Origin of the sequence: Rhizomicrobium palustre (assembly GCF_011761565.1) — a bacterium.
Classification (GTDB): Bacteria; Pseudomonadota; Alphaproteobacteria; order Micropepsales; family Micropepsaceae; genus Rhizomicrobium; species Rhizomicrobium palustre.
The window spans coordinates 2233806-2248004 of the sequence record NZ_JAASRM010000001.1 but is presented as its reverse complement, the minus strand read 5'-3'; the positions used below and the strand labels follow the sequence as shown (position 1 = coordinate 2248004).

The following is a 14199-nucleotide window of genomic DNA, read 5'->3' as shown; positions in this document are numbered from 1 at the left end:
GAGAGAAAACCAATCACGCTGTGGCAATTGGTGCCAGATATGAAAAGGCCGACCAAGCGTGTCCGCTCAGCCGGCCTTCCCATTACAGATGAAAAGAAGCGTTAGATGGCTTCCTTCAGCTCCTTCGCGGCGCGGAAGGCAACCTTCTTCGACGCCTTGATCTTGATGGCTTCGCCGGTGGCCGGGTTGCGGCCCATGCGGGCAGCGCGCTTACGGACCTGCAGAATGCCAAGGCCGTTCAGGCGGACGCGGGCGCCCTTCTTGAGGTGCTTGGTGATCGTGGCAATGGCATCGTCGATGTAGGCCAGCGATGCCTTGTTGGACAGTTCATGCTTGGGCGCGAGCGCAGCAGCGAGCTGACGCGTGGAGATCGTTTCGACCTTCGCCTTGGCGGCGGTGGCGGCGGCTTTAGCCATGGGTGTTATCCTCTGCGAATCAAAAACGTGCCCTATTTTACGGCTTTTTTTGTAAACACAAGAGAGGGTACAGCCCGAAAAGCCCGTAAAATGGGGCGTTTGGGGCGTTTCTGACCGGGTCTGAGGCGTTTTCGCACGGGCAAGCAACCCTTCAACCGCCTCTTACGCCCAGCAATGGGACAGAAATGCCGCCATCTTCGCATTCCGACGTCCATCATTCATACTCGCATTTCCGGGAGAGAACGATGCTGAGACGTTTGGCCATTAGCGGATACAGATCGCTCCGCGATCTTGCAGTTGAATTGTCACCGCTGAATATTGTGACCGGACCGAACGGCAGCGGAAAATCAAATCTGTACCGCGCCCTTGGCCTTCTTTCACAAGTGGCGCAGGGGCGCGTCGTGCAATCCTTGGCCGCAGATGGCGGGCTGCAATCTGCACTTTGGGCAGGCCCCGAAAGCCTTTCGCGCAGCATGAAAAGCGGCGAACACGAGGTGCAAGGCACCCTGCGCAAAAAGCCCGTAAGCCTGAAACTCGGCTTTGGCGGCGATGATTACGGCTACGCGATAGATCTCGGCCTGCCCCAGCCGAGCCGGTCCTTGTTCGCGCATGACCCCGCTATCAAATCAGAAGCACTCTGGACCGGGCCGGTCCTCACGCGCGCCAGCATTTTTGCCGAGCGCCGCGGCCCGCTGGTGCGCATTCGCGATAAGACCGGAGCCTGGCGAGAGATGTCCCGCGATCTCGATCCCTGGGACAGCATGATGACCCATTGCGCCGATACCGAAGCTGCGCCGGAGCTTTTAGATTTGCGCGAAAGAATGCGTGACTGGCGTTTCTACGACCAATGGCGGACAGATCGCGAGGCCCCCGTGCGGCGCCCGCAGGTGGGTACCTTTACACCGGTCCTCGCCAGCGACGGCAGCGATCTTGCCGCCGCGATTCAAACCATTTTCGAAATCGGCGAGGCCGAGCGCCTCAACGAAGCCATTGGGGATGCTTTCGCCGGAGCGCGGCTGGAAATCTCCACCAGTGGCGCCTACTTCGAAGTGCAGCTTCGCCAGCACGGATTGCTTCGCCCCCTTTCGGCGGCAGAACTCTCCGACGGCACGCTGCAATTCCTGCAACTGGCCGCTGCGCTGTTGTCGCCGCGCCCGCCCGCATTGATGGTATTGAACGAGCCCGAAGCAAGTCTTCATCCCGATCTCTTGCCCGCACTGGCACGGCTGATCGGCAAGGCTTCCGAACGCACCCAAATCATTGTGGTCTCCCACGCGCCGGCGCTCGTCGGCGCCATTGCTTCGGAAGTGTGGTGCGAAACCCAAACCATTGGCCTTCATAAAGAACTCGGCGAAACGAATTTGCACGACCATCGTCCGCCCGCCTGGAACTGGCCAGAGCGCTAACCCCAGAAGGCAATCGCCTCGTAAAATATCGTTCCGGCGGCTTTTTGGACATTCGCCACGCACATTTCGAGGCGCGTCCCCACATGATGAACGGGCTGTGCGGCACTCGGAGCTTTACCTATATGGAGGTCATCCAGCCGTAAATTTGTCCCGACACGGAACAATTCGTGTGCGTGCAAATACCTAGCCTATACACCTGTTAATTGTAGATTCAGCAGACACAAGCATCGTCTTTGCGCAGGAGATGAGCATGTTGAATGCATCGGACGCGCTGAGGGCACATGCGAGCTGTAAAGCTCTCGCAATGCAATGCCTAAGGCAGCCCGTCCATTGCATGAGCTATTTCGATTTCAAGCCGCATCCACATTGCGATATCACCCAATTCATCCGTGAGCTTGAAATCCGTCACCGTGACTGGCTGGAAGTCGCCATCCTGAAAGCCGCCCATCACAGCTATCACGCCGTGCTGATGGATATCGCCAACCGTAAAATCACCGGCGAGGAAGTCGATTTCGAGATCGAATTCGCACCCGATAGTCCGCTTGAACGGGCCTCTGCAGCGGTAGTCGCCGCGGTCTGGCGCTTGGAACGGCGGCTTCATTCGATGGCCGGTTAAGGTTGATGATGAGACAAGATTTGGTTGGGGAAGGTAGGGAAGACGCTGCGGTACCGAAGAAAAACAGCGGACCACGGCAAAACCAGCGAGAGGCCGGTTTCCACCCCTCCGGCATCTCGCGGTAAAAAGGGGCCGCCTCGCCCCCCGAAGGCGGCCCCTCCATTTTCGGCAAAAGAAAAAGGCGCCAGGAAAACCCTGGCGCCTTGATCATGTCGCGATATGCGAGACCGATTACTCGGCGACCGGGCTGTTGTCCTGGCGCTCGGCAATACGCGCGGACTTACCGCGACGGCCACGCAGGTAATACAGCTTCGCGCGGCGCACGCGGCCCTTACGGACCACCGTCACGCTGTCGACCAGCGGCGAATAGATCGGGAAAACGCGCTCGACGCCTTCGCCATAGGAAATCTTGCGGACCGTGAAGGCCTCGTTGATGCCCTGACCCTGACGGGCGATGCAGACGCCTTCGAAGTTCTGCAGGCGTTCGCGGGTCTTGTTCTGCTTGGTCTTCTCGTCAAAGGTCACGTCGACCACCTTGACGGACACCTTCAGCGTGTCGCCGGGGCGAAAATCGGGAAGGGGGGTGGCGCGCAGCGCCTTCATCTGCTCGGCTTCGAGCGTCTGCAACAAGTTCATTTTTAACTCCGCACAGTTGTTCTTTTGGGACTGCGGCGGGCGTTAGCCGCAGTTTGAGGGCGCGCCTATACCCTATGACTTATCTTTTTCATAGAGGGTCCAGAGGTCGGGACGCCGCGCTCTTGTTAAGCTTTCCGATTGGGCCTGCCGCCACTTGGCGATTTCCTTGTGATTCCCGTTATTTAGGACTTCGGGAATGGTGCGGCCCTCGAATTCCTGCGGCCTTGTATATTGCGGATATTCCAGCAATCCCGCCGAGAAACTCTCTTCCGAAGGTGAATCCTGCGCCCCCAGCACGCCTGGGATCAGCCGCACGGAGGCTTCGAGCAGCGCCTGTGCCGCGATCTCACCACCCGCCAGCACGAAATCTCCGAGCGAGATTTCTTCCATCTGACGCGCCTCGATCACCCGTTCATCAAGCCCTTCGAAGCGGCCACAGAAGAGGATCACGCCAGGGCCATCGGCCAAGGCTTTGACGCGGGATTGGGTGAGCGGCTTGCCGCGCGGCGAGAGATAAATGAGCGGGCGCTCCTGGCGCTCCACCGCGTCGATGGCAGCCGCGGCCACGTCTGGGCGCATCACCATGCCAGGCCCGCCGCCCGAAGGCGTATCGTCCACCGTGCGATGCTTGCCGAGCCCGTGCTCGCGGATGTCTTTGACTTCCAGCGACCACAGCCCGTTTGCCAGCGCCTTGCCGCATAAGGATTGGCCGAGCGGCCCCGGAAACATCGCCGGGAAAAGCGTGAGAATGGTGGCGGACCAGGACATGGCTATTCCATGTCGTGCGCGGGACGCGCTTCGACCTCTTCGGGAACAGCCACGATGATGCGCCGGTTCGCGATGTCGATCTCGGGCACGTTCTCGCGCGTGAAGGCGAGCCAGATCTCGTCGCCAGAATCGCCCGCTATGACCAGCAGATCGCCTGCGCCGTAATTCTGAATGGAAAGGACCTTGCCGATGCGGCGGCCCTGATTGTCATCGACATCCAGGCCCAAAAGATCGGCGTGATAGAATTCTTCTTCCGCCGTTTCCGGCAGGGCGGCACGCGTCACGAACAACTCTATGCCTTTGGCGGCTTCGGCCGCGTCACGGTCGCCGATCTCGGCAAACGTCACCACGGCCTCATCGCCTTTGCCGGGCTTCAGCCCCTTCACGGTGAAGGGGCGCCCGGACTTGTCATGCAGCGGCCCATAAGCGCCGAGCTTTTGCGGTTCGGCGGTGAAGGTTTTCACCTTCACCTCGCCTTTCAGCCCATGCGCGCCAAGGATGGCGGCCATGAGGATGTTCCGCTGCATCAAGTACCTTAGCCTTCCGCGGAAGCGGCTTCAGCGGCAGCCTTAGCAGCGGCAGCGCGTTCCTGCGCCTTCTTCTTCGGCTTCGCCTTCTCGGGGTTGTTCTTCTTCAGCGGCTTCACCAGGCCGGCATTGGCCAGGAAGCGATGCACGCGATCGGTGGCGGTGGCGCCCTTCTTCAGCCATTCAGCGGCCTTCTCGACTTCCAGCTTCACGCGTTCCGGGCTGTCCTTGGGCTGGAGCGGGTTGTAGTAGCCGATCTTCTCGATGAAGCGGCCATCGCGCGGGTTGCGCGAGTCGGCGATCACGATGGCATAGTGCGGGCGCTTCTTGGTGCCGCCGCGGGCAAGGCGAATCTTGAGAGACATTTCTTACTTCCTTCGTCTTTAGAAACTGAAACCGGAGAATTAGTGGCGTCCGCCGCCGAACATGCCGGGAGGCGGACCGCCGCGCCCCATACCCATGAGCGCGGCAAAAGGATTGGCACGGCCGCCCTTCTTCATCGCCTTGATGGCGTCCGCCATGGTGCGATGCATCTTGAGCAGCTTATTCACGTCGGAGACTTCCATCCCGCAGCCTTTGGCGATGCGCTTTCTGCGCTTGCCGTCGATGAGATCGGGATCGGCCCGCTCTTTCTTGGTCATCGACTGGATGATGGCTTGCTGGCGGGTAATCACCTTGTCGTCGAGGCCGGCCTCGTCGAGCTTGTCTTTGATCTTGCCGACGCCGGGGAGCATGCCGAGAAGGCCCTGCATACCGCCCATCTTTTTCATCTGGTTGAGCTGATCGAAAAGGTCGTTCATGTCGAACGCCCCCTTCTTCAGCTTTTTCGCCATCGCCTCGGCTTTTTCCTTGTCGAGGGTCTCGGTGGCTTTTTCCACGAGCGAAACCACGTCGCCCATGTCGAGAATGCGGCTGGCAACGCGTTCGGGATGGAAGGGCTCGAGCGCTTCGAGCTTTTCACCCATGCCGAGGAATTTGATCGGGGCGCCGGTGACCGCGCGCATGGAAAGCGCCGCACCGCCACGCGCATCACCGTCGGCACGCGTCAGGATAATGCCAGTCAGCGGCATGCGCGCGTGGAACGACTTGGCGATGTTCACCGCGTCCTGACCGGTCAGGCTGTCGGCGACGAGAATGGTTTCATGCGGGTTGGTGGCTTCGCGCACGGCGGCGGCTTCGGCCATCAACTCTTCATCGATATGCTGGCGGCCCGCGGTATCGAGGAGCAGCACGTCATAGCCACCGACCTTGGCGGAGGCGAGCGCGCGCTTGGCAATGGTGACCGGGGTCTGGCCGGGGATGATCGGCAGGGTGGCGACGCCAGCCTGCTCGCCCAGGACTTTGAGCTGTTCCATGGCGGCGGGACGGTTCACGTCCAGCGAGGCCATCAGCACGCGCTTCTTCTCTTTGGTCTGCAGAAGCAGGCCAAGCTTGGCGGTGGAGGTGGTCTTACCCGAACCCTGCAGACCGACCATCAGGATCGGGGCGGGCGGCGAGCCGAGGTTCAGGCCGGTGCTTTCCGTGCCCAACATCTCGATCAGGCTGTCGTGAACGATCTTCACGACCTGCTGGGAGGGGGAGACGGAGCGGATCACCGCCTCGCCTTCCGCCTTGGGCTTCACGCGCTTGACGAAATCTTCCACCACGCCAAGTTCGACGTCCGCTTCAATAAGAGCGGTACGAACTTCCTTCAGCGCCTCATCGACATCGGCTTCCGTGAGAGCCCCACGGCCGCGCAACCTGTCGAAGACACCGCCGAGGCGGGATTGCAAAGAGTCGAACATCGCCAACCTTTTATCCAAAGCACTACCGCCCCAGGGGGCGCCACGCGCTGCCTGAGGGCGATCCCAAGCCGGGCCTGGGACCGGAAAGACAAAGCTTTCCGGGAGACGGGCCTTTTACGAGGGAGAAGGAAAGGAGTCAAACTGTAAAGCGATGCTTGACACAGCCAGCCCAATAAGGCAGGTTCAGGACGCGTTTGGCGTTACGTGCACAAGCCAAACCCGAGCCGGAAAAGATACCCACACGTTCGCATCGGGTGCACGCTGAGAACCTACTAACGAACTTCGTTAGTGGGCCGATGGGGATTGTGAATGATCACTTCTTTCGCACACAAGGGCCTTCGCGAGCTCTTTCAGACCGGCCAGAGTTCAAAAGTTCGTCAGGATTTGCAGAAGCGGTGTTTGCAGATTTTGGATGCCCTTCACCACGCAGAAACCCTGGATGACCTGAAACTGCCGGGCCTGCGGCTTCATCCCGATAGCCGCTTCAAACCGGTAAGATGGCGAGTAGATGTCAATGGACCATGGCGAATTACCTTCGAGTGGCAAGACGGCGAGGCGCGCAAAGTCGACCTCGTCCAAGACCACTGAGGACAAGCCCCCTGAGATCAAGATCAACCGTGCGCCCACGCATCCAGGCGAGTTGTTCCGCGACATTGTCATGCTGGAACTGAATCTTTCGGTCAGCGAAGCGGCGCGACAGTTGGGCGTTTCTCGCCAAACGCTGCATTCCATCATTTCCGGGCGCTCTGCGGTCACCGCGGAAATGGCACTGCGCTTCGGACGCTTCTGCGGCAATGGCCCAGGGCTTTGGCTGCGCATGCAGCAAGCTTTCGACCTGTGGCAGGCGGAGAAAGCTTTGGAAGGTGAGATCGACAAGATACCAACCCATAAAGTCGCGGCTGAATGATCGCGGCTACTGAATTGATGAGTATTTCTCAACAGTCTCTGCAAAACTTCGAAATTCTCTACACAATGCGAGAGGCGTAGAACCTGTCTCACCGGGCACGCAATCGGGCGAGCCTGGAAGACTGAAGTAACGACCATGACCAACGCCCGCACCACCAAAGCCCATGAAAACGTCCACGTCGCCGTGATGACCCTTTTGGGCCTCTCACCGGTGATGCTCGTCTCCGCCATCATGCTCATGCAGATGCTTGGTTTGGCGGCTTTCTGATCCCCGTAAAAAAGCGGCTAACCCGAAACAAATTCAAATTTTACTCAACTACCCCAAAAAAATTTCAGAAGGTCGCAGCAATCGGGGTGCTAAGAATCGGCCATGATGATCGGCGCCCTCAATACGGCAGTAAGCGGATTGCGCTCCGCATCCCAACGCTTTGAAAATGCGGCGGGAAACGTGGTGAAGGCGGCATCACCGGGGACTACAGATACGTCTAACGCAGCGGATCAAAACACGGGGGATTTGGCGACGGCCATCGTAGACAGCAACCAGAGTGCGCTGTCCTTTAAGGCCAACGCCGCCGTTTTCAAGACGGCGGATAAGATGCTGGGCTCTTTGCTCGACACCTTCATCTGATCAGCGGAAAAATTTTCCGAGCTGAAATCGCGAGAAAAGCCGCGGAAACGCTGGCTCAGCCGCATTTGTTTTGAATTCTACTAAATTTGCCTGCGCGACTTTCACAAGATCGCAATGCCGCACTAGGCAAAATCCTCCGCATGAGTACGGTTGGAAGCGCAACATCGGTGATTGCATCGGTCGGAGCCCTCCGGACCAGCGTTCAAATCGCGGTCCCGAACCCGAACCAACTGCAAATAACCGACCCGAACCTCGAAGCGGCGATACAGCGCGTCGCGACCGAACTCTACATGCGCGCCCATTGCGAAGTACCGCCCGACGTGACGGATATGGGTGGCGGCATCTTCAATGTGATCGTGTGAAGAAAGAGGTATTGCGTCATGAGCAGCGTATCGGGGTTCAGCCCCGCCAGCACCCAGGCCAGCGCCGCGATTTATCACTTTAACGCGGCGGATAAAGCCCCGCCGGAAGCCCGTGACGATGTGGTGGCCCCCATCGAGACCACCAATATGCAGGCCAAGAAAGGCGATGTGACGGTTCTGAAAATGAACGACAGCGCAATTGGCCAGAAAGTGGATTTCAAGGTCTAAGGCTTTTAGCAAACCCTGCAAACGAAACGGCCGCCCTTTCGGACGGCCGTTCTTTTATGCGCGGAGGCCAAGACGTTTACGGCAGCCCAAGCTTCTGGGCGAAATAGACGAAGGTGAGCGCGCTCATCTCCGCGGCCTGTTTGTGATTGGCCGCCGCGGCATGCCCGCCATCGGTGTTTTCGTAGAAGATGACATCATGGCCCTGCTCTTCCATCCGCGCCGCCATCTTGCGGGCATGCACGGGCGTCACTCGATCGTCCGATGTGGCAGTAACGAAGAAGACAGGCGGATATTTCTTGTCCTTCTTCACATTCTGATAGGGGCTATAGGTGCGGATGTAGTCCGCCATCTTGGGATCGGCCGGATCGCCATATTCGGCAATCCAAGACGCGCCCGCGCCAATCTGGGTGTAGCGGATCATATCGATCAGCGGCACTTGGCAAACAACGGCGCCGAGAATTTCAGGATGCTGGGTCATCACCGTGGAGACCAAGAGGCCGCCATTGGAGCCACCGACGATACCAAGCTGTTTGGGCGTGGTAATGCCGCGCTTGATGAGATCAGCGCCGACGGCGGCAAAGTCATCGAACGCCTTTTGGCGATTGGTTTTCAGCGCCGCCGTATGCCACGCCGGGCCGAATTCGCCACCGCCGCGGATATTAGCGAGAACATAGACACCGCCGCGCGCCACCCAGAGCTTGCCATAAGCCGCCGAGTAGAAGGGCGTGCGGGAGACTTCAAACCCGCCATAGCCGTTCAGGATGGTCGGCGCCGGGCCTTTCAGGGTCTTCGGGCGCACCACGAAATACGGAATCTTCTCGCCATCGCTGGAGGTCGCTTCGTACTGCACCGTTTCCATGCCGGAAGCATCAAAGCGCGCCGGCAGGGATTTGATCAGCGCGGGGCTGTCCTTGCCCTGATCGAGATAGAGCGAGGAGGGCTCGAGGAAGCTTTCAAAGCCGAAGAGAACCTCGGAGCCATAATCATTGGTGGAGGCGATGCTGACCGTGCCGCCCGGGGGCAGAGGCAGTTTCCTGTCGCTCCACTTTCCACCCGACAAGCGCAACGCATGCACTTCGCCGATCACGTTGTTGAGGACGGAGACATAGACGGCGTCACGCCCGGTCGAGACATTTTCGATCGAAGCGCGCGGCCCCGGCGCGTAAAGAATGGCCGCTTGCGGGAAGGCGCCCTTGCCCTCGATCATGAATTTGGCGAGGTCCTGATACGGCAAGGCGAACAAGATGCCCTTGCCGATCTTCTGGCCCGAGGGGCTCGTCCAATCGGCGCGCAAAGTGAAGAGAAGCTGCTGCTGGTGCAGGCCTTGGATGATCGCCGTGCGCGGCAGCGGCACCTGCCACCAATCCCCCTTCTGCCCGGGGAAGAAATACTCGGCCTCGAAGAAGCTGACACTGCGCTGAATGCCCTTTAGCGCATAACTGCCGGCGTGGAGCGTGAACGCGGAGACCGAAACGTCGCTGTCGACGCCTTCCTTCAGGAGCTTGGCGTCTTCCAGCTTTTGGCCGCGATGCCATTCCTTGACCAGACGCGGATAGCCCGAAGAGGTCATCGAACCGGCGCCGAAATCGGTACCGAACAGGACGGTGTTGTCATCCGCCATCACGACATCGGACTTGGCCTCTTTCAAGAAGAAGCCGTCTTTGAGGAAATTTTTGCTGGCGACATCGAATTCGCGCACCACCACGGCATCACCACCGCCGCGCGACAGATGCACCAAGCAACGCGCCATGCTCGGCGCGCAGGAGGTACCCTTCCAGACCCAATTTTCTTTCTCGTCGGCAGCGAGCTTGTCTAGATCAATCAGGGTTTCCCAGGCTGGATCAGCCTTCTGATACTCGGCGATGGTCGTGCGCCGCCAGACACCCTTGGGATGGCTCGCATCCTGCCAGTAATTATAGACATGGTTGTGGTCCAACCCGCCATACGGGATGCGGTCTTTGGCATCGAGGGCGGCGAGCACGAAATCGTAGTGCGGCTGATAACGGGCATCGGATTTCAGGCCCGGCAGGGATTTGGCATTCTGGTCCTTGACCCAGGCAAGCGGCTTTGCGCCATGCGTGTCTTCCAGCCAAATATACGGGTCGTCCATAGGGCTATTCTCCGCCAGCGCCCCCGCAAAAGCGGCGGCAAAAAGTCCAAACATGGCCAAAACGGCACGGCGCATCGCCCAACACCCCTAAAAGCAGCTGGGAGAGGTTGGCCAGGACTGTTCCATAAGGTCAAGCCGGTACTGGTGATGCGCCGTCCGAACGCCTATATACCGGCCCATGATCCCGTTTTTGAAAATGCATGGCCTGGGTAACGATTTCGCTGTGTTCGACGCGCGAAAACAACGGCTTGCCTTTGACGCGACGCAGGCCCGCCAGATTGCCGACCGCCGCCGCGGTATCGGCTGCGATCAGTTGATTGTGATCGAGCCTTCGTCTGACGCCGACGCCTTCATGCGCATTCGCAATCCCGACGGCAGCGAAGTGGAAGCCTGTGGCAACGCTACACGTTGCGTGGCGCGCCTGCTGCTCGATGAGACGCGCAAGCAAAAGGTCACCTTGCAGACCGTCGCGGGCATTCTTGTTTGCGAGGATGCGGGCGGCGGCGCGGTCACCGTGGATATGGGCGCGCCCGAACTTTCCTGGGAGCGCATTCCCATGGCGGAAGCGGTAGATACCAATCGCTTCACCCTCACCGTCGAGGGCGAGAGCCTTACCGCCTCTGCCGTTTCGATGGGCAACCCCCATTGCGTGCTTTTCGTGGACGACGCTGATGCGGCGCCCGTTGCAACGCTGGGCCCCAAAATCGAAAACCACCCCTTATTCCCTAGGCGGACGAATGTGGAGTTCGTCTCGGTGCGCGACAAAGGCTATCTCAGGATGCGGGTGTGGGAACGCGGCGCGGGGATCACACAAGCTTGCGGCTCGGGCGCTTGCGCGACTGCGGTGGCAGCGTTCCGCCGCGGGCTCACACGCGATCATGTCGAGATCGAACTCGATGGCGGCGTGCTCTCGATCACTTTGAAAGACGGCCATGTCTTCATGACCGGGGCAACGGCGCTTGCCTATTCCGGCACTTTCGCGTTCGACACCAAATGAGCATCGATATCGTCACCTTCGGCTGCCGCCTCAACGCCTATGAGTCGGAAGCGATCAAGGCCCGCACGGAAGGCCTCACAAACACTGTCGTGGTCAACACCTGCGCGGTGACGGCAGAAGCCGTACGCCAATCCCGCCAGCAGATCCGCAAGCTGCGCCGCGAACGCCCTGATGCGCGCATCATCGTCACCGGCTGTGCCGCACAGACCGAGCCGGACACCTACGCCAAGATGCCCGAAGTCGACATGGTGCTGGGCAATGGCGAAAAGCTCGATGCCAAGAACTACGCCTTCGGCATCAATGAGCGCGTGCGCGTCAACGACATCATGGAGCTGAAGGAAACCGCGGCTCAGTTCGTGGAGTGCTTCGAGGGGCGCACCCGCGCCTTCCTGCAAGTGCAAAACGGCTGTGATCACCGCTGCACCTTCTGCATCATCCCTTACGGCAGAGGAAATTCACGCAGCGTCGGCATGGGCGCGGTCGTCGAGGAAGCCAGAAAACTTGCCACCAATGGCTATAGCGAGATCGTGCTGACCGGCGTCGACCTGACGAGCTATGGCGGCGATCTGCCGGGCAAGCCAAGTCTTGGCGCGCTGGTGAAGAAAATTCTCAAACTGGTGCCGGAGGTAAAACGCCTGCGCCTCAGCTCGATCGACTCCATCGAAGCCGATGACGAGTTGATGTTGGCCATCGCTGGGGAAGAGCGGCTGATGCCGCATTTTCACCTCTCCGCGCAATCGGGCGACGACATGATCCTGAAGCGGATGAAGCGCCGTCACAGCCGCGAGGACACCATCCGCTTCTGTGAGAGCGTACGCAAATTGCGCCCAGACGCGGTGTTCGGCGCCGATCTGATCGCAGGTTTTCCCACCGAAACCGAGCAAATGTTCGACAACACGCTGCGCCTGGTGGACGAGGCAGGCTTGTCGCTGCTGCATGTTTTCCCCTTCTCTGCCCGTAAAGGCACGCCTGCCGCGCGTATGCCCCAGCTCGGCCGCGAGGTTGCCAAGGAACGCGCCGCGCGCCTTCGGGCCAAGGGCGCCGAGAAACTGTCGCAACTTTATTCCGGCATGGTGGGACGCGAGGTGGATATCCTGGTGGAAAAGCATCCCGAAGCGGGCAAGCCGGGACTTGGGCGCACACCGTCCTTTGTGCCGGTTGCATTTGCGGCCGAAGACAGTCTAGGCACAGAGGGTAATTTCGTCCGCCTACGCATTACGGGGTTCACCCCGGAACATTTAACCGGCGCGCATTTGTTGGGAGACAGGCTGTGATACGGCAATTCGGCGAAGCCCCTCCGCCCCCGACCTTTTTCGAAAAGCTGAAATCCGGCCTTTCCAAAAGCGCCTCCGCCCTTGGCCTTGATGCGCTGGTCAAGAAAAAGCTGGACGCGGTTTCGCTGGGCGAGCTGGAAGAAGCCCTTATCCGGGCCGATCTTGGCGCCGCCCAGGCCAAGGCGATCACCAAAGCGGTGGGCGCTGGCCGCTATGACCAAGACGTCTCGACCTATGATTTGCGCCAGGTTTTGGCGACGGAAATCGCCTCCATCCTGACACCGGTAGCTCAACCACTGCATATTGATGCGTCCCACAAACCATTTGTCATTCTGGTGGCGGGCGTGAATGGCACGGGCAAAACCACCACCATCGGTAAGATCGCAGCGAAGCTGACACGAGAAGGTCACAAGGTGGTGCTGGCGGCAGGTGACACATTTCGCGCCGCCGCCATCGAGCAGCTCCAAGTCTGGGGCACGCGCGCAGGCGCCGAAGTGGTGGCGCGCGCCCCGGGCAGCGATGCCGCGGGACTTTGTTTTGACGCCTATACGCGGGCACGCGACGTGGGCGCTGATGTGCTGTTGATCGACACTGCCGGACGGCTGCAAAACAAGGCCGGGCTGATGGCGGAGCTCGAAAAAATCGCACGTGTCTTGAAAAAGCAGGATGCCTCCGCGCCGCATGCGAGCCTACTGGTGCTGGATGCCACCACCGGTCAAAATGCCCTTTCGCAGGTTGAGGCTTTTTCCGCAGCGGTTCCCTTGACTGGCCTTGTGATGACCAAGCTGGATGGAACTGCGAAAGGCGGCATCCTCGTTGCACTCGCCGCGAGATTCGGCCTTTCCGTGCATTTCATCGGCGTAGGCGAACGCGAGGAGGATTTGCAACCCTTCGATGCGATGAGTTTTGCCAAGGCATTGACGGGGGCGGCATGAACCCGCAATTGAGGCGCAGCCTGACCGATTTTGGGCCATTGCTGCTGTTTTTCATCGCATACAGATTATTCGATCTTTATGTAGCCACAGCGGTCATTATGGCGGCAGCGGTGACTGCTGCAATTCTAGGCTTTGTGATCGACCGCAAGCTCAACCCGATGCCGATATTCACCGCGGTGGTTGTCGTTATTTTCGGGGGGCTGACGCTCTATCTGAACGACAAGACCTTCATCAAGATGAAGCCGACTATGATTTATGCGCTTTTCGGCGCCATTTTGATCGGCGGCGTTTGGTTCAAACGCCCGTTCGTTAAAACTATTCTCGGAACGGCTTTTGCGATGGCCGATAAGGCCTGGGCGGTTTTAAGCCTGAGATTCGGCGGCTTTTTTCTCGCCATGGCCGTTCTCAACGAATTGATATGGCGCAATTTTTCCGAAAGCTTCTGGGTGAATTTTCATACTTTCGGTGCCATCGCGCTGACTATCTTATTCTGTTTCAGCCAAGCACCATTTTTGCTCCGCCATCAGATGGATACGCCCGCCGAATAGGACCACCCCAATTTACAGCGTACAAGATACGCGGTTTCGCATTGCCACATCGGCACTC

Annotated in this window: 19 protein-coding genes; 12 read left to right on the top strand and 7 right to left on the bottom strand. The window is 59.4% G+C overall.

Going from position 1 to position 14199, the window contains the following annotated elements:
* Window positions 1-101: 101 nt before the first annotated feature.
* Window positions 102-416 (bottom strand): HU family DNA-binding protein, encoded by a 315-nt coding sequence (locus FHS83_RS10100; RefSeq protein WP_167082839.1) that lies wholly within the window; start codon window positions 414-416, stop codon window positions 102-104.
* A gap of 245 nt (window positions 417-661) precedes the next feature.
* Here FHS83_RS10100 and FHS83_RS10095 point away from each other — a divergent pair, with 245 nt between their 5' ends.
* Window positions 662-1822 carry an AAA family ATPase gene (locus FHS83_RS10095; RefSeq protein WP_167082838.1) on the top strand — a complete coding sequence of 387 codons (1161 nt, stop codon included), beginning with the start codon at window positions 662-664 and terminating at the stop codon, window positions 1820-1822.
* Window positions 1823-2156: 334 nt separating this feature from the next.
* Window positions 2157-2438 carry a hypothetical protein gene (locus tag FHS83_RS10090; RefSeq protein WP_167082837.1) on the top strand — a complete coding sequence of 94 codons (282 nt, stop codon included), beginning with the start codon at window positions 2157-2159 and terminating at the stop codon, window positions 2436-2438.
* Between the two features lie 231 nt (window positions 2439-2669).
* Here FHS83_RS10090 and rplS read toward each other — a convergent pair whose 3' ends face one another.
* The 5 genes from rplS to ffh form a co-directional block, all read right to left on the bottom strand.
* Window positions 2670-3074, bottom strand: a complete 405-nt coding sequence (gene rplS, locus FHS83_RS10085; protein ID WP_167082836.1) for a 50S ribosomal protein L19 — start codon at window positions 3072-3074, stop codon at window positions 2670-2672.
* 72 nt (window positions 3075-3146) lie between these two features.
* Window positions 3147-3842, bottom strand: coding sequence for a tRNA (guanosine(37)-N1)-methyltransferase TrmD (gene trmD, locus FHS83_RS10080; RefSeq protein WP_167082835.1), 696 nt, complete (start codon window positions 3840-3842; stop codon window positions 3147-3149).
* Between the two features lie 2 nt (window positions 3843-3844).
* Window positions 3845-4369: a ribosome maturation factor RimM gene (rimM, locus tag FHS83_RS10075; RefSeq protein WP_167082834.1), complete on the bottom strand. Its 525-nt coding sequence runs from the start codon at window positions 4367-4369 to the stop codon at window positions 3845-3847.
* Between the two features lie 8 nt (window positions 4370-4377).
* The gene (rpsP, locus tag FHS83_RS19390) at window positions 4378-4734 is read right to left on the bottom strand and encodes a 30S ribosomal protein S16 (protein ID WP_167082833.1); all 357 of its coding nucleotides are present in this window, start codon (window positions 4732-4734) and stop codon (window positions 4378-4380) included.
* 39 nt (window positions 4735-4773) lie between these two features.
* Window positions 4774-6153, bottom strand: a complete 1380-nt coding sequence (gene ffh, locus FHS83_RS10065) for a signal recognition particle protein (protein ID WP_167082832.1) — start codon at window positions 6151-6153, stop codon at window positions 4774-4776.
* A gap of 309 nt (window positions 6154-6462) precedes the next feature.
* Here ffh and FHS83_RS19900 point away from each other — a divergent pair, with 309 nt between their 5' ends.
* From FHS83_RS19900 to FHS83_RS10040, 6 genes are all read left to right on the top strand, one after another.
* Window positions 6463-6741: a type II toxin-antitoxin system RelE/ParE family toxin gene (locus FHS83_RS19900; protein ID WP_167082831.1), complete on the top strand. Its 279-nt coding sequence runs from the start codon at window positions 6463-6465 to the stop codon at window positions 6739-6741.
* Entirely contained in the window at window positions 6662-7060 is a 399-nt protein-coding gene (locus FHS83_RS10055; RefSeq protein ID WP_208414439.1) for a HigA family addiction module antitoxin, read from the top strand. Before FHS83_RS19900 ends, FHS83_RS10055 begins: the two co-directional genes overlap by 80 nt.
* 135 nt (window positions 7061-7195) lie before the next feature.
* Window positions 7196-7327: a hypothetical protein gene (locus FHS83_RS19645; protein WP_279590097.1), complete on the top strand. Its 132-nt coding sequence runs from the start codon at window positions 7196-7198 to the stop codon at window positions 7325-7327.
* A 102-nt stretch (window positions 7328-7429) separates the two neighbouring features.
* Window positions 7430-7687, top strand: a complete 258-nt coding sequence (locus FHS83_RS10050) for a hypothetical protein (protein ID WP_208414433.1) — start codon at window positions 7430-7432, stop codon at window positions 7685-7687.
* Between the two features lie 140 nt (window positions 7688-7827).
* Window positions 7828-8049, top strand: coding sequence for a hypothetical protein (locus FHS83_RS10045; RefSeq protein ID WP_167082830.1), 222 nt, complete (start codon window positions 7828-7830; stop codon window positions 8047-8049).
* Between the two features lie 18 nt (window positions 8050-8067).
* Window positions 8068-8277 carry a hypothetical protein gene (locus FHS83_RS10040; RefSeq protein WP_167082829.1) on the top strand — a complete coding sequence of 70 codons (210 nt, stop codon included), beginning with the start codon at window positions 8068-8070 and terminating at the stop codon, window positions 8275-8277.
* A 76-nt stretch (window positions 8278-8353) separates the two neighbouring features.
* Here FHS83_RS10040 and FHS83_RS10035 read toward each other — a convergent pair whose 3' ends face one another.
* Window positions 8354-10462 carry a prolyl oligopeptidase family serine peptidase gene (locus tag FHS83_RS10035; RefSeq protein WP_167082828.1) on the bottom strand — a complete coding sequence of 703 codons (2109 nt, stop codon included), beginning with the start codon at window positions 10460-10462 and terminating at the stop codon, window positions 8354-8356.
* Between the two features lie 103 nt (window positions 10463-10565).
* Here FHS83_RS10035 and dapF point away from each other — a divergent pair, with 103 nt between their 5' ends.
* The 4 genes from dapF to FHS83_RS10015 are packed head-to-tail and all read left to right on the top strand — an operon-like array spanning window position 10566 to window position 14141.
* Entirely contained in the window at window positions 10566-11384 is an 819-nt protein-coding gene (gene dapF, locus FHS83_RS10030; protein WP_167082827.1) for a diaminopimelate epimerase, read from the top strand.
* Window positions 11381-12658 carry a tRNA (N(6)-L-threonylcarbamoyladenosine(37)-C(2))-methylthiotransferase MtaB gene (mtaB, locus tag FHS83_RS10025; protein WP_167082826.1) on the top strand — a complete coding sequence of 426 codons (1278 nt, stop codon included), beginning with the start codon at window positions 11381-11383 and terminating at the stop codon, window positions 12656-12658. The genes dapF and mtaB overlap by 4 nt, the downstream gene beginning before the upstream one ends.
* Entirely contained in the window at window positions 12655-13593 is a 939-nt protein-coding gene (gene ftsY / locus FHS83_RS10020; protein WP_167082825.1) for a signal recognition particle-docking protein FtsY, read from the top strand. Before mtaB ends, ftsY begins: the two co-directional genes overlap by 4 nt.
* Window positions 13590-14141 (top strand): septation protein A, encoded by a 552-nt coding sequence (locus tag FHS83_RS10015; protein ID WP_167082824.1) that lies wholly within the window; start codon window positions 13590-13592, stop codon window positions 14139-14141. The genes ftsY and FHS83_RS10015 overlap by 4 nt, the downstream gene beginning before the upstream one ends.
* Window positions 14142-14199: the final 58 nt, after the last annotated feature.